Raw genomic sequence first — 19,872 nt, forward strand, 5'->3', positions numbered from 1 at the left:
CCGGCCAGCTCAGGCTGCCGGTCGATCAACGATCAGACGTTTGACTCGAATATATTAGCACTCTCTATTGCAGAGTGCTAATAGGATTTGTTAGAGAATGTATATAGCGTGTTGCTATTGGAATTATTTTTATGATTGCCATGCGCAAGAACTTAGAGGGGCAAATCCCAAGAAAGTTGCGACCGGGAGTAAGGAAAATGCTGCATAGCCGCAGGGAAAGTCGCGCAGCTTCGCCTGGCTTTTCAGGCGACCAGGTCTGGCGTCATGGCAAGATAGGCATCGTAGGGCGGCTGGCTGAGAAACGCGCGGATTTGCTGCAGATGACTGCTGTCGGCGATGCTGAGATACAAACGTTGGGGAGGTTTGCGCAGCAGGCGGTTCAAGGTGACGCGCAGGGTCAGATTGCCAATACAGCAAAAGCAGCCGGGTGCGATCCGTTTGATTTCCAGCGCCGGCGGCATGGTTTCGGGGGCAAGCTTGCCATCGGCCAGGCCTTCCAGGATGAGCGCGGTGCTGAGGTGGCTGCCGCTACGCACAAATTCTTCCTGCAGGGCAGACCAGATTGCGGCCTCACGGACGCCCGCCGATCTGCCGCATACCAGCGTGATGAGAGTCATCCGCCTTTTTTCGACAGCTTTCCCGGGTCGACCCCGAGTTGTTTCAATTTCCGGTACAGGTGAGTCCGTTCCAGTCCGGTTTTTTCGGCCACCCTGGTCATGCTACCGCTTTCGCGGATCAGGTGGTATTCGAAATAGGCACGTTCGAAAGCATCGCGCGCTTCACGCAGCGGCAGGCCGAACGAGGACGAGAACAAGCTTTCGGACGACGCCGCTACCAACGGCAGCGCAGTCGCGTGCGCGGTTTCAGACGAAGCCGGGTTGTTGAAACCGCCCGCAGTGACAACCGCGTCATTCAAATCGTTCGCAGTGGCGGCCGGTAGCGGATAGAGGGTCGGCGCGCGGGCGGTCTTCGGTCCTTGCGACAAGCCTTGCTGAACGGCTTTCAACAGCTTTTGCAATGCAATCGGTTTTTCCAGGAAATTCAGGGCGCCAATGCGCGTCGCTTCTACCGCGGTGTCGATAGTGGCGTGACCGGACATCATAATGACCGGCATGGTCAGCAAGCCGTCGCGCTGCCATTCCTTGAGCAGAGTCACGCCGTCGGTGTCAGGCATCCAGATATCGAGCAGCACCAGATCGGGTACGCCACCCTGACGAAATTCGCGAGCCTGTTGTGCATTTTCCGCGGCGGTTACTACATGCCCCTCGTCACCTAAAATTTCCGAGAGCAATTCCCGAATTCCCATTTCGTCGTCAACGACTAGGATGTTAGCCATGCGGTTGCCTTCCCATTTCCTGTTGCATCAAATCCCACTATATGGACCGTTCAGATAGTCCAGTTAAATTGTTGATGTCTCTTTATACGGATTACGCAAAATTCCGCCAGCGGCGTTATGCTTCCTTGCCATGCAGTTGCACTGTCTGCGTCGGCACTCTTGCAGAGCGCATCAACGCTTGCAAGCGTTGACCGTTACGCAGGCGTGCAGCACGCTGCACGAATTCCCGGCTACACCCTTGCTGGCGAAACTTTGCGTAAGTCCTGTTTGTTATATTTCCGTGTACGGATACATGCTATATCACTCAACTGCCAATTTGCAGCAGTTCTTGATCAAATTTTGGCCGAATCATGACTCGAGGCTAACTTTAACAGCAAAATCAGGATTTTTGCGCCCTTTGTGTCGCTTCGATTCTGCAGATCGATACGGCCGCCATGTTCATCGATGATTTTTTTCACCATTGGCAGGCCCAGGCCGGTGCCGCGCGGCTTCGAGGTAACATACGGTTCGAACGCCCTGGCCAGTATTTTAGGTGAGAATCCGGCGCCGTTATCGGTAATCGAAAGCCGCACCGCAGTGCGCGAGGAACCATCCGAACTTTGATAGCTGACGCGCTCGGTCACCACGTCGATGCGTGGCGGCAGCGAGTCGGCACTGCGGTCCATGACGGCATCCTGAGCGTTCTGCAGCAGATTGTGAATCACTTGCCGCAGCTGCGTGGCGTCGCCCATGATCTGGGGCAGGTCCGGCGCCAGCGAGGCATGAATCATGTCGCGTTCGTCGCCGGCCAGATACAGGTGCAGGATTTCCGCCACCAGCACATTCAGGTCCAGCTCGTTCAGTACCGCCGGCGGGGTCTTGGCGTAATCGCGGAAATCGTCGACCATGCGCTTCATGGCCGCCACCTGGTTGACGATGGTATCGGTGCTTTTTTTCAGGATCGCGGCGTCCTGGGTCATCAGCTTGTCTTCCAGCTTCATCTGCAGGCGTTCGGCGGACAGCTGGATCGGCGTCAGCGGATTCTTGATTTCATGCGCCAGGCGGCGCGCCACTTCGCCCCAGGCGATCGAGCGCTGGCCGGAGATGACGTCGGAGATATCGTCGAACACCACTACATAGCCGGTACGGTTCTCCACCGGCAGACGCGAGCCGCGCGCGAGCAGGGAGATGTCGTCGCTATCGCTGGTTTCGCCGCTGTCGACCCTGCGCGGAATTTCGATCTGCTGTTGCCAATGCAGGAGTTCTGGCCCGATCTTGCCGGTCGCGAATTGCGCATTCTGCTCCGAGAAAGCGTTGGTGATGACTTCCGCAAAGTGCGCCAGGCCGTCGATGATGTTGAGCGGCTGGCCGATGTGCGGTGAAAAATCGTATTGCAGAATGCGCGCCACCGACTGGTTGCTGCTGACCAGCCTGAAATCGCCGTCCAGCACCATTACGCCGGCCGACATGTTGGCCAGCACCGACTCCAGGTAGGCTTTGGCGTTTTCCAGTTCGCTGCGGTTTTTCTCCACGGCGCCGCGCGCATCGTAGAGCTGTCGGGTCATCAGGTTGAACGACTGGGTCAGGGTGCCGAGTTCATCCGAGGTGGCGACAATCGGCCGCGGCGACAGATTGCCCTCGGCCACCGCTTTGGTGCCTTCCGCCAGCAGCAGCAAGGGCTTGGCCAGATCGGTAGCGATCAGGAAGGCGCTGGCGATGGCGCCGAACACCGCAAGCAAAAGCGTCAGCGTCAAGGTGACAAGATAGATTTTGCGCAAGCCCGAACGGCCCAAGGACCGTTCCTGATACTCGGTGTAGGCGGACGCCACGGCATCGGCATTGGTCGCCAGGTAGGCTGGCACCGGCTGGATCATTTGCAGGAAATGCGTTTCATTCTGCAAGGACGCGCTTTTCAGCGGCGGCGGAATTTCCACCACCACGTGCAGCTGCAGGTCGTTGCTGCCATTGTCGACGCCGTTGCTGTCCGGTCCGTTTTCGGTGGCGGCGTAACCACGCGACAAGCGGGCCTGCTGCAACATGGCAGGGGTTGGCAGGTTGGTCGGCACCAGCGTTCCCAGATGGCCGCCGACGGAAGCGATCACATCGCCCTTGGCGGTGACAATCGATGCGTTCAAATTCTGGTCGCTGAGGCGGCCGAGCTGGGTTGCTTGCGCAGCATTCGACAGGTCCGACCATTCGCCCGCCAGGGTGCGTGCCCTGGCGCTGAGGTCGCTGAGAGACGATTCCAGCGCGGCGTGGCTCAGGTTCAAGCCCGATTGCAAGGCGGACTCGACGTGGACGTCAAACCAGGATTCGATCGAGCGCGACACAAACTGCACCGACACCAGGTAAATCACGACGCCTGGCAAGATGCCGATCAGGGCAAACATGAATACCAGCTTGGCGGTCAGCCGCGAACCGAACTTGCCGCGTTTATAGCGGCTGTAGAGCCGGCCGAGCAGCAGACAGACCAGCACGAACAAGGCCACCGCCACCAGCGCATTCAAGCCGAGCAGCCAGGAATAATGTTTATCGAAAAAATCCGAATTGGAGGACGCCGACGACAGCAGGAATAGCAGGATGCTGACGATGGCGCCGCCGATCACCAGCAAATAACGTAGCGCGCGCGGCACGGTTATTCAGCCTTGTAGTTGAAACTCTTCCAGTCGGAAGAAAAATTCCAGTCGCTATTGTTCAGCGCATTGACCTGGAACGGTTTGGACAGCAGGCCGAGGTCCAGCCGCATGCGCACCGCGACCCGGTACACCTCGCCGGTCGTAAGCGCGCTCTTGTCGGCGATCAGCCAGCGACTAGGGCGGCGAATCAGGGACAGCGCGTCGTCGAGGGTGTTGAAGCTTTGTTGCAAGCTGCCGTTGATGCCGACGTTGAAACGGCGCGTGATCACGTTGTATTGCAGGCGGATGGTCTGAGTGGCGGTGATTGCCTTCTCGTCAAACCAGTACCAGCGCGGCCGGGTCAGTTCGACGTCGGTCGTAAAGTACAGGGCAACGCCGCGATTGACGACATCTTCCAGTCCGCGGTTCAGATCGAAGGAATAGGTCGACGACAGCCGGTAGCCATCGTCGCCGGCTTCGATATGGGCTTGGCTCAATTCAACGCCGTCAGAGGCAAAGCTGGACGCGTGGCTAAAAGACAGAACTAGCATCAGAGCCAGCAGCCAGTATTTTATGAATTGAGGCAATGGTCGTGTCACTGGTATCTGTTACGGAGCAAAATCCGCTAAAAAATGGTTGACCAACAAGAAAGGCGGAATTGCCTGGCGCTTTTGGCGCCGGGCAGCGTTCACAGCGTCATTTTTGAAACAGGGCATAAAACAGCCCGTCGTGATCTTGTTCGGCGTCGGCCCGTGGCAACAGCTGGCCGGGGGCGGGCAGCCTGCGGGCGTTGTTACGCTCGGCAAATGCTACGGCCTGGGCCTCGGATTCCTGCGGCCAGACGGAACATGTTACCAGCAGCAATTTACCATCCGGTCGTAGCATCTGCCAAAGATTGTCCAGAATCTTTGCCGAAAGTGTTGCAAGTTGCTCGGTATCGGTCTTGCGCCGTAACCAGCGGATATCCGGATGACGCCGCACGATGCCGGAAGCGGTGCAGGGCACGTCGGCTAAAATGCGGTCGAACAGCTTGCCGTCCCACCAGTCCTTGCCGTCGCCGCCGAGGCTGGCGTCGCCCAGTTGCAGCGTGGCTTGCAATTGCAGGCGCTGCAGGTTCTGGGTGATGCGTTGCAAACGTTTGGGATTGTTGTCCAGCGCGGTCAGCTCGACCTCGGCCGTTTCCAGGATATGACAGGTTTTGCCTCCGGGAGCGGCGCAGGCATCCAGCACCCGCATGCCATCCTGTACGTCCAGCAGTGACGCCGCCAGTTGCGCGGCCGCATCCTGGACCGAAGCCAGGCCGTCTTCAAAGCCGGGAATCTGCAGCACCGGCATGGCGACGTCGAGGCGAATGGCATCGACGCCGATCTGGCGCGCGACGATATCGTGGCTGGCCAGGGTTTCCAGGTAGGCCGCTACCGAAGTCTTGCGGCGGTTGACGCGCAAGGTCAGCGGCGGCGCGCTGTTTCCGGCCGTCAGGATGGTTTGCCAATGTTCGGGATAGGCGGCCCGCATGCGATCGATCCACCATACCGGGTAATTCCACAAGGCGAACGGCGTCTTGATGGCGGCCGCCACCAGCGCTTCGCGTTCGCGCAGGAAGCGGCGCAGCACGGCGTTCACCATGCCTTTGGCGTGCGCCATCTGCGGATCGGAGGAGACTGCGGTGACCGCCTGGTTGACCACAGTGAAATTTTCGTAAGCAGGATCGTCCACATCGGCCAGCAGGCACAAGGCGGCGCACAGCAGGCAATGCAGCAGGGTCGGTTCCGGCGGCCGGCTGGCCAGGCTGTCCAACAAGGTTTCTGCGCGGCCGATACCGCGCATGGTGCGGTAGGCGATGTCCTGGATGGCGCCGCGGGTCGGCGCCGGCGATGCCGATTGGGCAAACACCTGGGTCAGCGCCTGCGGCAACGCTGCGCCGTCGCGCACCAGAGCGATGGCTTGGGCGGCGGCCAGCAGGCTAAACGCGAGAGAGTCTTTCTTGAGGGTGGAATAGGTCACTGTATTTCTGGTCGATTCTGCAGGTAATGGGTTTAGGGTTTAAAAATCAATTCTTGGTCAGGGCCAGCTTGATCCCCAGCGCGACAAAGGCGGCGCCGACGCTGCGCTCCAGCCATTGCTTGATATGCGGATTGTTGCCCGCATGCCGCGTCAAGGTCCCCGCCAGCATCGCGGTGCCGCTGTTCCAGCATAGCGTCACCACCGAAAATACCGCGCCCAGCAACAAGAAGGCGGCGATTTTATGTGGCGAGTCATGCAGCACGAACTGCGGGAAAAACGACAGGAAAAACAAGATCACCTTGGGATTGAGCACATTGGTGATCAGGGCTTGCACAAAGATCGTCTTGTGCGAACGCAAATCCAACCTGGGCTGGTCGACGCTAACGGCTTGTTTTTTGCTAAATAGCATCTTGAGGCCGAGATAGACCAGATAAGCGCCGCCTGCCAGCTTGACCGCCATGAACGCGGTCGATGAGGCGGCCAGCAGCGCCGTCAGGCCGAAAGCGGACAAGGTCGCGTGAATGCAGCAGCCGGCCGTGATGCCGAGCGCTGACAGCAAGCCGGCGCGACGGCCTTGCGCCACGCTGCGGCCGACGATATAGGCGGTATCCGGGCCGGGAGTGGCGTTGAGTAACAGGACGGCCATCAGGAACAGGCCGAAATCGGTAATGCCGAACGAAATCATGGCGACGCTAGACAGGATGGTAACAGTGCGATTGTAGCGGGGATATGCTCGCGAACCTACGGTTAGGTCACATTTGTGGCAGGAAAAACGATGAATTTAGCGGATGGCTTGACAGCGGCAGTGGCTTGCCTTACCGGAGCGGGCTGCCGGTGATAAAAATATCATGATGATAATTGTTTGCCCATCAAGCGATGTCAATCTCGATGTTAATCTATTAAGGCTGTCTGGCTAAGGGGCAACGGTTGCAGCATATGCTGCCTATCAAGCCAGCGTCGGACATCGGCAAATACGCGCTCGGCGCCGATTTCATTGAAGATCTCGTGATACATGCCTTCGTAGTCGCGCAGTGTGGCGATCTCGGGACGCAAGGCGGCGAAAAACCGGCGGCTGCCTTCCGGGTCGATGATGCGATCGTCGCCGGCAATCACCATCAGCGTTGGTATCTCCAGCGTCGGTGCATGGCTGATAGCAAATGCCCCGGCGTGCAACATGCCGTTCAACATGCGCGGGCTGATCTTGTTATGCACCAGCGGATCCAGGCTGTAGGTTTTGGCGACGGTGAGGTCGTGCGACAGGTGGTTGACGTCGAGGCCGTTAGGCGCAGGCAGACCGGGCGCCAGCAGCGACATCAGCTTGAGCAGGCCCTTTTGGAAACCGCTCATGGTCAGGGCCAGCGCCGGCGACGACAAAATCAAGCCGCGCAGAGGCGCCATTTGCGCCACGGCAAAGCGCGCGGCAAACAGGCCGCCCATGCTGTGGCCGAACAGTAAAGGAGTGTGGTTTGCCAGTTCCGGATGAATCAGCCCTTGCCGGCGGCTGAAATCGTCCAGCACCAGCTTGGCGTCGCGCAATAGCGCGCCGTCATTGGCAATGTCGCCGCGGCGGCCGCCGGAACGGCCATGGCCCCGGTGATCATAGCTGCGCACCAGCAGGCCGCAGCGATTGAAAAAACGTATTACGTGCGCGTAGCGCCCGGAGTGCTCGCCCAGCCCGTGCATCAGCAGGATGCTGCCTGCGACTGGTTCGCCGGGAGCCAGCGGCCAGTCGGTGACGAACAGTGGAATACCGTCGTCCGTGGTCAGTAGCTGCTCACGGGCAGCGGACATCAAACGCCCCAGAGTATATCGTTGTTGTGCTTCTGGGCTTCGCGCAGCATTTCCAGCAAAGGATGGATGCGGCTGGCGAAGTTGACCGTTTGCACGGGCTCATGACCACTATCGTCGCCGGCAGCATTGTGGTGGGCGGCGATGTCGCGCTGCACGCTATCGGATGCAGGATGCGCACGGCTTTCCGAGGTTTCCTGTTCCAGGCGGGCAATCGCTGCCGCGCCTTCTTGTGCCGTGATCACGCCGATCTTTACATCTTTATTCAGCAGATCGAGGATGCGCTTGGCGTCGTGTTCGAACATGATGACTTCGGACGATGCCTTGGATTTGAACGTAACTAACATAAAACCTCAAAATATTGTTTTTGATAAAAAACACATTGTACAGAATACTTGTTTGTCCCGGTGGCCGCCAGGTTTGTCACCGGCGGTTACACGGTTGGTTGCGCAGCTGACAAACGTAAAGTGGTCACAATGCTAATTATTTTTGAATGAGCTGATGAACGTGTCGACATTTTCGCGGGAAACCTCTTTTGCGGGACCCATCACGATCACTTGGTAGATTTGTTTGTCCCTGCTGACAAAATGCCCGAACAGCACTTCGTCCTTGCCGCCGGGCGTCTTGCCGACCGCTTCGATATCGATGCTGGCCGACAGTCCCTGTGTGCTGCTGGCGGCAGCACTCGATTTCTCCGAGCGCACAATGCCGTTGATATTTTTCACCAGCGCGGTTTTCATGGCGATCAAGGCGGCTTGCGCCTTGGCGGCGTCGGGCACGGTGGCGCTGCCCACCGCGAATACCGTGTCGTCCACTTTGGAGGCGGTCATGGTCATGGTGAGCGGCATGCCGTCGAGATCGATGGGGCGCGAAAATGTCGAGGGTTTGGTTGGCAGTAGTACGCTGTAAGGCGCTTCCTTGCTACGCACCTCTCGCCAGTTGAACTTGGGCGAGCAGGCGGAGAGCAATAACAACGCGCAAACGGACAGCAATACAGAGCGGACAGATAGGCAAGAGACAGGTTTCACGGGATCGCGCAGCGGACTGCAAGAATGGAAGCAACCCCTATGGTATCTGATGCTGAAAGGTGCGCACACCGAAAACGATGCCGATGCACAACAAAACAATTCCCGCTGCTACCTGCATGCCCGGCGCCACGCCGCGGAAAATGAAGGCGTACAGCAGGGCCGACAAGGTTTCGAAGACGATCAGCTGGGCCAGCAGCGCGGTCGGTAAGCGCTGGCTGGCCTTGTTCCAGAGCAGGGTGCCGATCCAGGATGCCGAGAGGCCGATGATCAGCATCAGGCCGACAAATTGCAGTGGCCGCGGGCCGAACGGGAAAGCATAGGAGCCGCCCGTCAGTTTCTGATAGCTGCCGTAGGCAAACAAGCCGATCAGCGCCAGCGGCAAAGTCGCCAGCCCTTGCGCGGTGGCCCAAGTGGACGGGCTGATATGCGGATTGGCGCGCAGGTAACGCGCATTGACGATCGGGTACCAGGTCCAGGCAGCGACGCCGCCGAGCGCGATCAGGCAGCCCAGCAGATAGTCCGACATCGAGCGGGTATTGTTGCTGCCCATCTGGTGCATATGCGCCAGCTCCGCCGCGTTGACGCACAAGATGCCGATAAAGATGATCACCAGCGAAGGCGCCAACCGGCGCCAGGCCACGCTTTCCGTTGCATGACCGGGCGACCAGTTGGAAAACACGGAAATCACCACCGGCAAAGTGCCGATCAGCATGGTCGGCAGCGGCGCATCCGCCAGCTGGATCGCCGTCGCCAGCGCCGCGTAATACAGCAAGTTGCCGACCAGTGAAAGTTTCAGGGCGGCGCGCCAGTCGGCCTTGCTCAAGGCGGCGATGCGCTTGCGATGCAACAGGGCGGGCGCCAGCGCGATCAGGCCGAACGCCACATAGCGCCCGAACGATAGCATCAGGCCGGGATAGTCCGGCAACATCAGCGGCGCGATGAAAACCAGCCCCCACATCAGGCCCGCGCCGAGTGCGCACAAGAGGCCGGTCAGCATGCTGCCTGGATCGAGAAGAGGGTGGTGAAGCGCGGTGATGCCATAGGAAGACCGGAAATGAGTAGCGACTGTACCCATGATGCCAAGCTTTACCCTAGCGGTCTTGTACCAATTTGCTGTTGATACTGCGCCGGCGTGACGCCGTAGGCGCGTTTGAACCAGCGTGTCAGATGGCTCTGGTCGGTCAGTCCGACCGCAGCGGCGGCATCGCTCGGCGTACTGCGCTGGGCCAGCAAGGTCTTGGCGCGCGCCGCCCGGCGCGCCTGCAGGTATTGGTGCGGAGTGGCGTGGAACTGCGCGGAAAAAGTTCGCACAAAATGAAATATCGACATGCCGGCTTCCGCCGCCAGGGTATCGATGTGCAAAGTCTGGTCCAGGTTGGCTTCGATACAGTCGAGCACCCGCCGCATGGCCAGCATGCGTTGCGGATAATGCGCCGCGGCCGTGGCGGCCGGGCGCAGGTTCTTGCCGTAGCGCTGGGTCACGGCATCGATCAGCAACGTGAAATGCGAGACAAAGGCGATGTCGTCCGGCGCTTGCCACATGCGCCTGAAGAGCAATTGGAAATGATCGGCCAGGGCCGGGTCATGTGCCGTGGCTGCGATGAAATAGGCTTCGCTGCCGGTCATTTCTTGCAACACCTGTGGCTCGATATACAGCATCTGGTAAGTCCAGCCGGCGGCGACTTCGGCGTGGCCGTCATGCAGTTCATCCGGATTCAGCAGCACCAGCGTGCCGGCCGGCGCCAGATGCTGGGAGCCTTTGTGGCTGAAGCGCTCCACCCCGGTTTCGATCGCGCCCAGCGAATAGGCGTCGTGCACATGCGGTGCAAATTCATGGTCCACCAGCCGCGCCGAATACAGTTCCACGCCCGGCAGATGCGGACTGGTCTTGAAGGTGACGAATTCGGACGGATGGTGAAACATATCGGGCCTTAGGCCAGTCGCGCCAGATGGCGCCGCACCGACAACACCGCGCCGACCAGGCCTAGGCCGGCGCTGATCGCCAGCAATATTGTACTGACCAGCCAGTTCAGCGGCAGCAAGCGGAATTCGGAAGCGTACAAACGGGCAAATTCGGCAATCGCCTGGTTCAGCGGCTGCAAGCCCAGCGCCACCGCCGCCAGCGCTACGCCGCCGGCGCACAGGCCGAGCAGGGCGCCGGTGTAATAGAACGGCCGATGGATGAAGCTGTCGGTGGCGCCGACCAGCTTGGCGACGGCAATCTCTTCGCGCTGCGTCAGCACTTGCAGGCGCACGGTATTGAACACCACCGCCACCACCACCACCGCCAGTGTCGCCGCCAGGAACAGCAGCACCAGCCGCAAGATGCCTAGCAAGGCCGCCAGCCGCTTGACCCATTCCGAATCGACCTGCACGGTATCGACGCCGGGCAGGGCCTTGAGGTCGGCTGCAATAAGGTCGATGCGCGCCGCATCAGGGGCGTCGTGGAAGCCGGCCAGCTTCAGCACATAGGCATCCGGCAAAGGATTCTGGCCGAGCGTAGTCAGGGCGTCGTCCATGCCGGTTTTGTTTTTCAGGCTGATCAAGGCGTCTTCACGCGGAATGAACAGCACTTTTGCCGGGCTGTGATGCTGCTGCAAAATCGCATCGATGGGCTTGGCCAGCGCAACGGTCTTGTCGCGCACGGCGTCCAGCGTCATGAAGATGCTGATTTCCGGCTCCACCGCTAGTTGTTCCGATACGGGACGAATATTTTCGATCAAGGTCAGGCCGCCAAACGGCAGCGCCAGCGCAATCGCCACCACCAGCACATTCAACGCAAAGCCGCCGGGGGCCTTGAACAGATGAGTGAAGGCATCGCTGATGGCGAACAGATGTTGTCGCAGCCAGCTCTTCATGCCGCACCTCCGGTATTACCAGTGTTGACAATGACGGCGGAATTCTGCCAGTGATCGACAATCTGCCCCTGGTCCAGGAACACCACGCGGTTGGCGCTGTTGAGGAACTGCTCGTCGTGGGTGGAAATCAGGCAAGTCACGCCGACTGCATGGAACGACTTGAGCGCATCCAGCACCTTGTTGGCGTTGTCGCGGTCGAGGTTGGCCGTCGGTTCGTCGGCCAGGATGATCTGCGGCCGGTTGACGATGGCGCGGGCGATCGACACCCGTTGCTGCTCGCCGCCGGACAGCGCCTGCGGATCGGTGGCGGCTTTATCCAGCAAGCCGACCCTGTCCAGCGCGGCTTGCGCCCGCTTTTCCGCTTCGGCGCGGGTCGCGCCGGTAACCAATAAAGGCAGCATGACATTGGCCAGCACGCTACGGTCTTGCAGCAATTTCTGCTGTTGCAGGATTAGCCCGAGATTGCGCCGCAGATACGGCAGGCCGGACGATTTCAGCTTGCCGACATTGGCGCCGCTGACAGTCAAGGTGCCGCTGCTGGGACGCTCGATCGCTGCAATCAGGTTGAGCAAGGTGGTTTTGCCGGCGCCGGACGGCCCCGCCAGGAAAATCAGGTCGCCCTTGTTAACCGTGAGCGTGATATCGCGCAGCGCGACCACGTCGCGGGCGTATTTCTTGGATACCTGGTTGAATTCAATCATTGCAAATGTTGGCTAGTAGCGATGGCAATACAGCTTGAATGGAAACCCGGAACAACATTGTTAACTAAGCAGTGCATCCACAAAATCGGCTGCATTAAACGGCTGTAAATCTTCGATCTGCTCGCCGACGCCGATGAAATACACCGGGATCGCGCGGGTGGTGGCGATCGCCGCCAGCACGCCGCCCTTTGCGGTGCCGTCCAGCTTGGTGATCACCAGCCCGGTCAGTCCCAGCGCATCGTCGAAAGCCTTGACCTGCGCCAAGGCATTCTGGCCGGTGTTGCCGTCGATGACCAGCAAGATCTCATGCGGCGCGGTGGTCATGCCTTTGCCGATGACGCGCTTGATTTTCTTCAGCTCATCCATCAGGTGCAACTGCGTCGGCAAGCGGCCGGCGGTGTCCACCATGACCACATTGGTGCCGCGCGCCTGCGCCGAATGCACGGCGTCGAAAGCCACCGCGGCCGGATCGCCGGATTCCTGCGAAATCACGCTGACGTTGTTGCGTTCGCCCCAGATCGTCAACTGCTCGCGCGCGGCGGCGCGGAACGTGTCGCCGGCGGCCAGCAATACCGATTGCTTGTGCGCCTGCAGATGCTTGGCCAGCTTGCCGATGGTGGTGGTCTTGCCGGCACCGTTGACGCCAGCGATCATCATCACCAGCGGCTGATGCTCACCCAGCACCAGCGGCTTTTGCAAAGGCGTCAGCAAATCGATCAGCAAGGTGCGCAAGGCGGCTTTGACCTGGGCCGCTTCGGTCAGCTTTTCTTCCTTGACCTTCTTTTTCAGGGCGTTCAGCAAGAAATGGGTAGCGTCGACGCCGGCATCGGACACCAGCAGCGCCGATTCCAGTTCCTCGTACAGGTCGTCATCGATCTTGGCGCCGACAAACAAGGTGCTCAGGTTGGATGAGGTCTTGGACAGTCCGGTTTTCAGGCGCGACAGCCAAGAGCGTTTCTGCTCCGCCGCCACCGGGGCTGAAACAATCTCGGTTTCTGCTGTCGCAACAGCGATTGGCGTGGCGATGATCTCTACCGGTGGCGCTTCGCTTGGCGCAATGGGTGGAGCAACGGCAGGAGCAACGGCGGGCGCAATGGTAGGTACGACAACCGGCGCGGCGGTGGCCGGTTCTGCTTGCGGTAATTCTGTTGCCGGCGCTTCCGGCGCTGGCGCAACTTCGGGTTTTGGTTTTTTCTTGAAGAAACTAAACATCTGAGGCCTGGTCTGTCGGGCGGTGAAATAGGGTGCTGCGGCGGGCTGCCGGAGCCAGTGGCACAAGAGGTACAATCAGCGGCATTCTATCAGAGCGCAGGCTATCAAATTAAGGATAGTCTTGCCAGTCGCCCTGTAATGCGGGTAGTGTGAGCGCCCGGATTGACCCCAAAATGCTGTCGAATCGTTGAAATTCCGGCGAATATTCCCCTGTTTTATTCCCCTATTGATTACTATTAATGAAAAAACCAAGCAGCAAAAAGCCGCCAAAAACGCCGGTACACGCCATCAAGCCGCCCCTTGCGCGTCAGGTCAGGATTATCGGCGGCGCCTGGAAGCGCACCCCTTTGGCCGTCCTCGATAGCGAAGGTTTGCGGCCGACGCCGGACCGGGTGCGCGAAACCTTGTTTAACTGGCTGAATCATTTGCTGGATGGTAACTGGGACAAGGTACGTTGCCTGGACCTGTTTGCCGGCACCGGCGCCCTCGGATTTGAAGCCGCCAGCCGCGGTGCGCCGGACGTCACCATGATCGAGCACAATACGCCGGCAGTGCGCCAGCTGGAAGCCACCAAAATCAAGCTGGACGCCAGCCAGGTGCGGATCCTGCGCAGCGATGCGGCGACCTGGTTGAGCAAGGCCGGTGCGGAAGCCGAGCGCTACGATCTGATTTTTCTGGACCCGCCTTATCTGCAAGGCTGGCTGGAAAAGATCCTGCCGCTATGCCAGGGTTTGCTGGCGGAGCAAGGGTTGCTATATCTGGAAGCCGAGTTCGCGCTGGAAGCGAATGACTTGCCGGCCTGGCTGAGCGGCTGGCAGCTGCTGCGCGCCGACAAGGCTGGTATAGTGTTCTATCACTTGCTTAAAAGGCAAGCTACTTCGGCCTGAGGCAATTTCAGGCATAATGCGCGATCTGATTGGGAGGGGGAACAAAATGGTCACTGCAGTTTATCCGGGAACGTTCGATCCGCTCACGCGTGGTCATGAAGATTTGGTACGGCGCGCGTCCGGGCTGTTCGACAAGCTGGTGGTCGGCGTCGCCGACAGTAAAAACAAAAAGCCGTTCTTCTCTCTCGAAGAGCGCTTGTCGATCGCCAACGAAGTGCTGGGCCATTACCCCAATGTGCAGGTGGAAAGCTTTTCCGGCCTGCTCAAGGATTTTGTCCGCCAGCACGACGCCAACGTGATCGTGCGCGGCTTGCGCGCGGTTTCCGACTTCGAGTTCGAATTCCAGATGGCCGGCATGAACCGCTATCTGCTGCCGGACGTCGAAACGCTGTTCCTGACGCCATCCGACCAGTACCAGTTCATCTCCGGCACCATCGTGCGCGAAATCGCCACCCTGGGCGGCGATGTTTCCAAATTTGTATTCCCTTCGGTTGAAAAATGGCTGAAGGAAAAGCTCGACGCCCAGCAGCCTTAAGCGACGCCCGGCCAGCGTGGCCCGACCAAAAAGAATAAAATGGCTTAAGTAAGGCGGGCTGGCCCGTTTTACTTCCAGCCTCCGCTGTATTTTGTGTAAAAGAGTAGTGCAATGGCTTTATTGATTACCGATGACTGCATCAATTGCGACGTATGCGAGCCCGAGTGCCCGAACGGTGCGATTTACATGGGACCCGAGATCTACGAGATCGACCCGCATAAATGCACCGAATGCGTCGGCCATTTCAATGAGCCGCAATGCCAGCAAGTCTGCCCGGTCGCCTGCATCCCTTTCGATCCGGCCTGGCGCGAATCCCAAGAACAGCTGCAAGCCAAGTACGAGCGCCTGCAGGCTGAACTGACGCCTCCCGCCGCAACCAAACAACCCTGATTCCCTGCCGCTGCAAGCACGGCTATCGGCACTATGCCGATTTCGTCATCTATCGCGGCGCGTAGCAGCAAGACAGCGTTTGCCGGCCCGGCTACGCTGTCGGCATGGAAAAAATCTCTATCATCGATTCCCACACCGGCGGTGAACCCACCCGCCTGGTGCTGGCTGGCGGCCCCGATCTCGGCAACGGGCCTTTGTCCGAGAGGCTGCAACTGCTGCGCTCGCAGCATGATCGCCTGCGCAGCGCAGTGGTGTGCGAGCCGCGCGGCTCCGAGGTGCTGGTCGGCGCGCTACTGTGCCAGCCGCAAGACCCGGCATGCGCGGCCGGCGTCATTTTTTTTAATAATGTCGGCTATCTCGGCATGTGCGGCCACGGCACCATCGGCCTGGTCGCTTCGCTTGCTTACCTGGGCCGCATCGGTCCGGGCCGCTACAAGATAGAGACCCCGGTCGGGGTGGTCGAGACCGAGCTGCATGCCGACGCCAGCGTCACCGTGCACAATATTCCCGCGTATCGCTGGCGCAAGGACGTGGCGTTGCAAGTGCCTGGCTACGGACACGTGATCGGAGATATTGCCTGGGGCGGCAACTGGTTCTTCCTGGTCGGCGAACATGGGCATATTTTACAGCAAGAGAACATCGTGGCTTTGACCGATTTTTCCTCGGCAGTGCGTGCCAGCCTGGAACTGGCCGGCATCACCGGCGCCGCCGGCGCAGCGATCGATCACATCGAATTATTCGGTCCGGCCCGGCGGGCCGGTAACCACAGCAGCAATTTCGTACTCTGTCCCGGTAAAGCCTACGACCGCTCGCCTTGCGGCACCGGCACCAGCGCCAAGATCGCTTGCCTGGCGGCTGACGGCAAGCTGGCCGAGGGCGCAATCTGGCGTCAGGAAAGCATCATCGGAAGCGTGTTCGAAGCCTCCTACCATCGCCACGGCGAGCAGATACTGCCAGCCATCCGCGGCACCGCCTATGTCAACGCCGAAAGCAGCTTCATCTTCAACCAGGACGATCCTTTCGCCTGGGGCATGGTTTGAGCATCGATGTACTGATAGTCGGCGCCGGCATCATCGGCGCCGCCTGTGCTGATGCGCTGGCGGCCGAGGGCTTGGCGGTGATGGTAGTGGAGCGTGAAGCGACAGGCAGCGGCGCCACCGCCGCCGGCATGGGCCACCTGGTGGTGATGGACGATAATCCCGCCGAACTGGCGCTGACTTCCTATTCGCTAGCGCTTTGGCGACAGCTCGCTGCAGTCGACCCTGCACCGCATGAATACAGCCCTTGCGGCACGTTATGGATTGCCGCCGACGATGAGGAAATGGCGGTGGCGCAAGACAAGCAATTCACCTTGGGCGCACACGGCATCGCTTGCGAGCTGCTGGACGCTACTGCTTTGTATGCATATGAACCGCAACTGCGGCCAGGTCTCAGAGGTGGCTTGCGAGTAAACGCGGACGCCATCGTCTATCCGCCGAAAAGCGCCGCATTGCTGCTGGCGCGAGCGCAGAGCCGCGGAGCGCAAGTACTTAAGGGACAGGTGCGGGCGCTTACCGGATACGGCGTGCTGCTGGCAGATGGCAGCGAACTGCACGCCGACAAAGTACTGGTGGCGAATGGCAGCGCGTCCCTGCAGTTGCTGCCTGAACTGCCGATCCGTCCCAAGAAGGGCCACATCGTCATCACCGACCGCTATCCCGGCATGATCAGTCATCAGCTGGTTGAACTCGGCTACATCAAAAGCGCGCACGCAGCCGATGGCGATTCGGTCGCCTTCAATTTGCAGCCGCGTCCGACCGGGCAATTATTGATCGGTTCCTCGCGCCAGTTCGATGTCACGGACAAGGCGGTCGAACCGGCAATCCTGGCGCGCATGCTGGTGCACGCAACCAGTTTCGTGCCGGCGCTGGCCGGCTTGAACGCCTTGCGTTGCTGGACCGGATTGCGCGCCGCCAGCAGCGACGGCTTGCCGCTGATCGGTCCGCATCCGTCGCGCGCCAATGTCTGGCTGGCTACCGGCCATGAAGGGTTGGGGATCACCACGTCACTGGCCAGCGCACAGCTGCTGGCGGCGCAGATCATCGGTAATCCGACAGAAATACCAATAGCGCCGTATCTGCCGGCGCGTTTCGCACAACTGGGAATGCAATATGGTTGAGAACAGCATCATCGTGTACGTCAATGGCAGCGGCGTGCAAGTGGCTGCGGGTTGCAGTGTGGCGGCAGCGCTGGCCGTGGCTGGCGCTGCCGCAATCACACGACGTTCGATAAGCGGCATGTTGCGGGCGCCCTTATGCGGCATGGGGATCTGCCAGGAATGCCGGGTCAGCATCGATGGCCACGCGCATCGCCTGGCATGCCAGACCGTGTGCGAAACCGGCATGCGTATAGAAACTGCACAGGCTGCCGCATGATGGCTGCTGTCGATATCGTCATCATCGGCGCCGGACCGGCAGGACTGGCGGCGGCCCGAAGCGCTGCGCAAAGCGGCGCCACAGTGGCGCTGGTCGACGACAATCCGCTGGCCGGCGGCCAGATCTGGCGCGGCGGCCCGCAATTCGCCGCGCATCCACATGCGCAAAAGCTGTGGACCGAACTACAGCGGATGACCAACGTTCAGTGGTTCATGCAGAGCCGCGTAGTGGGGCTGGCAGGCAAGACGCAACTGTTGCTGGAAACGCCGCAACAGGCCTGTAAGTTGACTTATCGCAAGCTGATCCTGGCAACCGGCGCACGCGAACGCCTGTTGCCATTTCCCGGCTGGACGCTGCCAGGCGTCACCGGCGCCGGCGGTTTGCAGGCGCTGGTCAAAGGTGGTTATCCGGTGCGCGGCAAACGTATCGTCGTCGCCGGCTCCGGCCCTTTGTTGCTGGCAGTGGCGACGACCTTGCAGCAGCAAGGCGCGCAGGTGCTGCACATACTGGAGCAAAGCGGCCAGCGCAAGCTGGCGAGCTTTGCGCTGCAACTGGCGCGCACTCCCGCCAAATTGCGCCAGGCCTGGCAATTGCGTCGTCAGTTGGCAGACGTGCCGTATTACGTTGACAGTTATGTGCTGCAAGCGCAGGGCGAGCAGCAGTTGCGTGCGGTGCAGATGCGGGTAGCGGGACGGGAGATGCGGGTTGAGTGCGATTACCTGGCGTGCGGCTACGGTTTGCTGCCCAATACCGAACTGGCGCAGGCGCTCGGCTGTCGTATTGCCGATGGCGCGATACAGGTAGATGAACGTCAGCAAACCGGTATCGAAAACGTCTATTGCGCAGGCGAGGGGACTGGCGTAGGCGGCGTCGATCTGGCGCTCGCCGAAGGCCATATCGCCGGCGCCCATGCCGCTGGTTCTGGCGCTCCTGAGCGACGCTGGCTGACGCAACGTCGTAGCCAGCAGGCTTACGCAGGGCGGCTGGAGCACGCATTTTCCTTGCGTCCGGAACTGCGTCACTTGTGCGATCCCGATACCTTGGTTTGCCGTTGCGAAGACGTTGCCTATGCCGACTTGCAAGCGCACGCCGGCTGGCGCAGCGCGAAATTGCAAACGCGCTGCGGCATGGGGCCTTGCCAGGGGCGGATTTGCGGCGGCGCTACCGACTTCCTGTTCGGCTGGAAACCGGATTCCGTACGCCTGCCAATTTCACCGGCGCGCATCTCCAGTCTGATGGCGTTGGATAACGCCTCCCTTGCCGAAATCGACGGCCGGGCATAACTACCCGGTTTGCAGCAATTGCCGGTAGGCGCGCGGCGTAATGCCGACCGTGGCCTTGAACTGACGCGTGAAAGCACTGTGGTCATGATAGCCGCAGGCAGCGGCGATCTCGGTGATGCTGCGCTCGCCGGCCAGCATGGCCGACGCTGCATCCAGGCGCGTCTTGATGATCATCTGGCGCGGATTCAGTGAAAAAATCTTTTGGAAATAGCGTTCTATCTGGGATACCGAAAGATCGGCAATCTGCGCCAGTTCACTGATATGGATTTGCTGGTCGTAATGATCGTGAATAAAGCGGGCCGCCGCAGCGACGCGCCGATAGACCGGATGATTCTTGTCCGGCATGGCCAGGTCGCGCGAAATGCCCGCGATGCCGGCGACGCCGCCATCCCGGTCGCGCAGCGCGATCTTATGTGTCAGACACCAACCGGGCGCGCGGTTCGGATACAGGTGCAGTTCCAGCTGATCGTGGATGTCGATGCCGGTGCCGAGCACTTGCAGGTCTTGCTGCAGAAAGCTGGCGCCGAAACTTGGCGGAAAAATCTCGCTGGCGGTGCGGCCCAGCAAGGCATCCTTGTCCGCCAGGCCGCAACGCGCCACCAGCGTCTGGTTAGCCACCAGATATTCGGCCCGCTTGCCTTTGACAAAAAATACGACATCCGGCAATGCATCGAATAGCGCTTCGGCAAAAAAACCATTGGCCAGCGAAGCCGCCAGCAGATTGCGGTCGGCCTGGATAGCATTAATGGAAGACTGGGTCATGGTCGATTCATACTGACAGCGCGGCAGTTGGTTTGCTTGCATCATACCCTTGTGGAAAACGCCGGTGTCTCGACACCGGC

Annotated in this window: 22 protein-coding genes; 7 read left to right on the plus strand and 15 right to left on the minus strand. The window is 60.0% G+C overall.

All coding sequences use genetic code 11. The features are described from left to right. Positions 1–242: 242 nt before the first annotated feature. The 14 genes from ABI171_RS20635 to ftsY all read right to left on the minus strand — a co-directional run bounded on the left by ABI171_RS20635 (position 243) and on the right by ftsY (position 13,521). A complete protein-coding gene (locus ABI171_RS20635; protein WP_348094439.1) occupies positions 243–617 on the minus strand; it encodes a GTPase in 375 nt (124 codons plus the stop codon). Further along, complete coding sequence (locus ABI171_RS20640) at positions 614–1,336, minus strand: response regulator (protein ID WP_348094440.1); 723 nt, start codon at positions 1,334–1,336, stop codon at positions 614–616. The genes ABI171_RS20635 and ABI171_RS20640 overlap by 4 nt, the downstream gene beginning before the upstream one ends. A gap of 332 nt (positions 1,337–1,668) precedes the next feature. Beyond that, positions 1,669–3,948, minus strand: coding sequence for an ATP-binding protein (locus ABI171_RS20645; protein ID WP_348094441.1), 2,280 nt, complete (start codon positions 3,946–3,948; stop codon positions 1,669–1,671). Between the two features lie 2 nt (positions 3,949–3,950). Continuing rightward, positions 3,951–4,427 (minus strand): DUF4390 domain-containing protein, encoded by a 477-nt coding sequence (locus ABI171_RS20650; protein ID WP_348094442.1) that lies wholly within the window; start codon positions 4,425–4,427, stop codon positions 3,951–3,953. 199 nt (positions 4,428–4,626) lie between these two features. After that, positions 4,627–5,934, minus strand: a complete 1,308-nt coding sequence (gene rsmB, locus ABI171_RS20655) for a 16S rRNA (cytosine(967)-C(5))-methyltransferase RsmB (RefSeq protein WP_348094443.1) — start codon at positions 5,932–5,934, stop codon at positions 4,627–4,629. Between the two features lie 46 nt (positions 5,935–5,980). Further along, positions 5,981–6,619, minus strand: a complete 639-nt coding sequence (locus tag ABI171_RS20660) for a LysE family translocator (RefSeq protein WP_348094444.1) — start codon at positions 6,617–6,619, stop codon at positions 5,981–5,983. A gap of 206 nt (positions 6,620–6,825) precedes the next feature. Next, complete coding sequence (locus tag ABI171_RS20665; RefSeq protein ID WP_348094445.1) at positions 6,826–7,725, minus strand: lysophospholipase; 900 nt, start codon at positions 7,723–7,725, stop codon at positions 6,826–6,828. Beyond that, positions 7,725–8,069, minus strand: a complete 345-nt coding sequence (locus tag ABI171_RS20670; protein ID WP_348094446.1) for a DUF1840 domain-containing protein — start codon at positions 8,067–8,069, stop codon at positions 7,725–7,727. The genes ABI171_RS20665 and ABI171_RS20670 overlap by 1 nt, the downstream gene beginning before the upstream one ends. 132 nt (positions 8,070–8,201) lie before the next feature. Further along, positions 8,202–8,651, minus strand: a complete 450-nt coding sequence (locus tag ABI171_RS20675; protein ID WP_348099341.1) for a hypothetical protein — start codon at positions 8,649–8,651, stop codon at positions 8,202–8,204. Between the two features lie 136 nt (positions 8,652–8,787). After that, the gene (locus ABI171_RS20680; RefSeq protein WP_348094545.1) at positions 8,788–9,747 is read right to left on the minus strand and encodes a DMT family transporter; all 960 of its coding nucleotides are present in this window, start codon (positions 9,745–9,747) and stop codon (positions 8,788–8,790) included. A gap of 89 nt (positions 9,748–9,836) precedes the next feature. Next, positions 9,837–10,673 (minus strand): AraC family transcriptional regulator, encoded by an 837-nt coding sequence (locus ABI171_RS20685; RefSeq protein ID WP_348094448.1) that lies wholly within the window; start codon positions 10,671–10,673, stop codon positions 9,837–9,839. An 8-nt stretch (positions 10,674–10,681) separates the two neighbouring features. Further along, complete coding sequence (gene ftsX, locus ABI171_RS20690; protein WP_348094449.1) at positions 10,682–11,608, minus strand: permease-like cell division protein FtsX; 927 nt, start codon at positions 11,606–11,608, stop codon at positions 10,682–10,684. After that, positions 11,605–12,309 (minus strand): ATP-binding cassette domain-containing protein, encoded by a 705-nt coding sequence (locus tag ABI171_RS20695; protein WP_348094450.1) that lies wholly within the window; start codon positions 12,307–12,309, stop codon positions 11,605–11,607. Before ABI171_RS20695 ends, ftsX begins: the two co-directional genes overlap by 4 nt. Positions 12,310–12,369: 60 nt before the next feature. Continuing rightward, positions 12,370–13,521 carry a signal recognition particle-docking protein FtsY gene (ftsY, locus tag ABI171_RS20700; protein WP_348094451.1) on the minus strand — a complete coding sequence of 384 codons (1,152 nt, stop codon included), beginning with the start codon at positions 13,519–13,521 and terminating at the stop codon, positions 12,370–12,372. Between the two features lie 239 nt (positions 13,522–13,760). Here ftsY and rsmD point away from each other — a divergent pair, with 239 nt between their 5' ends. The 7 genes from rsmD to ABI171_RS20735 all read left to right on the plus strand — a co-directional run bounded on the left by rsmD (position 13,761) and on the right by ABI171_RS20735 (position 19,030). Next, a complete protein-coding gene (rsmD, locus tag ABI171_RS20705; RefSeq protein ID WP_348094452.1) occupies positions 13,761–14,408 on the plus strand; it encodes a 16S rRNA (guanine(966)-N(2))-methyltransferase RsmD in 648 nt (215 codons plus the stop codon). A gap of 46 nt (positions 14,409–14,454) precedes the next feature. After that, positions 14,455–14,943: a pantetheine-phosphate adenylyltransferase gene (coaD, locus tag ABI171_RS20710; protein ID WP_038485166.1), complete on the plus strand. Its 489-nt coding sequence runs from the start codon at positions 14,455–14,457 to the stop codon at positions 14,941–14,943. A 111-nt stretch (positions 14,944–15,054) separates the two neighbouring features. Then, the gene (locus ABI171_RS20715; RefSeq protein ID WP_348094453.1) at positions 15,055–15,333 is read left to right on the plus strand and encodes a YfhL family 4Fe-4S dicluster ferredoxin; all 279 of its coding nucleotides are present in this window, start codon (positions 15,055–15,057) and stop codon (positions 15,331–15,333) included. Positions 15,334–15,437: 104 nt separating this feature from the next. Continuing rightward, positions 15,438–16,373, plus strand: coding sequence for a 4-hydroxyproline epimerase (locus ABI171_RS20720; protein ID WP_348094454.1), 936 nt, complete (start codon positions 15,438–15,440; stop codon positions 16,371–16,373). Then, positions 16,370–17,491 carry an FAD-dependent oxidoreductase gene (locus ABI171_RS20725; protein ID WP_348094455.1) on the plus strand — a complete coding sequence of 374 codons (1,122 nt, stop codon included), beginning with the start codon at positions 16,370–16,372 and terminating at the stop codon, positions 17,489–17,491. The genes ABI171_RS20720 and ABI171_RS20725 overlap by 4 nt, the downstream gene beginning before the upstream one ends. Beyond that, entirely contained in the window at positions 17,484–17,747 is a 264-nt protein-coding gene (locus ABI171_RS20730) for a 2Fe-2S iron-sulfur cluster-binding protein (protein WP_348094456.1), read from the plus strand. Before ABI171_RS20725 ends, ABI171_RS20730 begins: the two co-directional genes overlap by 8 nt. Continuing rightward, positions 17,747–19,030 carry an FAD/NAD(P)-binding oxidoreductase gene (locus ABI171_RS20735; RefSeq protein ID WP_348094546.1) on the plus strand — a complete coding sequence of 428 codons (1,284 nt, stop codon included), beginning with the start codon at positions 17,747–17,749 and terminating at the stop codon, positions 19,028–19,030. The genes ABI171_RS20730 and ABI171_RS20735 overlap by 1 nt, the downstream gene beginning before the upstream one ends. Here the strand turns inward: ABI171_RS20735 and ABI171_RS20740 are convergent, their stop codons facing one another. Continuing rightward, positions 19,031–19,792, minus strand: coding sequence for an AraC family transcriptional regulator (locus ABI171_RS20740; protein ID WP_348094457.1), 762 nt, complete (start codon positions 19,790–19,792; stop codon positions 19,031–19,033). Positions 19,793–19,872 lie beyond the last annotated feature (80 nt).

The sequence above is a fragment of the Collimonas sp. genome, from assembly GCF_039923675.1.
GTDB lineage: Bacteria > Pseudomonadota > Gammaproteobacteria > Burkholderiales > Burkholderiaceae_D > Collimonas.

Coding starts and splice junctions, on each gene's coding strand:
- ABI171_RS20685 (WP_348094448.1), bottom strand. CDS start 10,673: ATGTTTCACCATCCGTCCGAATTCGTCACCTTCAAGACCAGTCCGCAT.
- coaD (WP_038485166.1), top strand. CDS start 14,455: ATGGTCACTGCAGTTTATCCGGGAACGTTCGATCCGCTCACGCGTGGT.
- ABI171_RS20715 (WP_348094453.1), top strand. CDS start 15,055: ATGGCTTTATTGATTACCGATGACTGCATCAATTGCGACGTATGCGAG.
- ABI171_RS20665 (WP_348094445.1), bottom strand. CDS start 7,725: ATGTCCGCTGCCCGTGAGCAGCTACTGACCACGGACGACGGTATTCCA.
- ABI171_RS20740 (WP_348094457.1), bottom strand. CDS start 19,792: ATGACCCAGTCTTCCATTAATGCTATCCAGGCCGACCGCAATCTGCTG.
- ABI171_RS20720 (WP_348094454.1), top strand. CDS start 15,438: ATGGAAAAAATCTCTATCATCGATTCCCACACCGGCGGTGAACCCACC.
- rsmD (WP_348094452.1), top strand. CDS start 13,761: ATGAAAAAACCAAGCAGCAAAAAGCCGCCAAAAACGCCGGTACACGCC.
- ftsX (WP_348094449.1), bottom strand. CDS start 11,608: ATGAAGAGCTGGCTGCGACAACATCTGTTCGCCATCAGCGATGCCTTC.
- ABI171_RS20670 (WP_348094446.1), bottom strand. CDS start 8,069: ATGTTAGTTACGTTCAAATCCAAGGCATCGTCCGAAGTCATCATGTTC.
- ABI171_RS20660 (WP_348094444.1), bottom strand. CDS start 6,619: ATGATTTCGTTCGGCATTACCGATTTCGGCCTGTTCCTGATGGCCGTC.
- ftsY (WP_348094451.1), bottom strand. CDS start 13,521: ATGTTTAGTTTCTTCAAGAAAAAACCAAAACCCGAAGTTGCGCCAGCG.
- ABI171_RS20635 (WP_348094439.1), bottom strand. CDS start 617: ATGACTCTCATCACGCTGGTATGCGGCAGATCGGCGGGCGTCCGTGAG.
- ABI171_RS20680 (WP_348094545.1), bottom strand. CDS start 9,747: ATGCTGACCGGCCTCTTGTGCGCACTCGGCGCGGGCCTGATGTGGGGG.
- ABI171_RS20735 (WP_348094546.1), top strand. CDS start 17,747: ATGGCTGCTGTCGATATCGTCATCATCGGCGCCGGACCGGCAGGACTG.
- ABI171_RS20640 (WP_348094440.1), bottom strand. CDS start 1,336: ATGGCTAACATCCTAGTCGTTGACGACGAAATGGGAATTCGGGAATTG.
- ABI171_RS20695 (WP_348094450.1), bottom strand. CDS start 12,309: ATGATTGAATTCAACCAGGTATCCAAGAAATACGCCCGCGACGTGGTC.
- ABI171_RS20730 (WP_348094456.1), top strand. CDS start 17,484: ATGGTTGAGAACAGCATCATCGTGTACGTCAATGGCAGCGGCGTGCAA.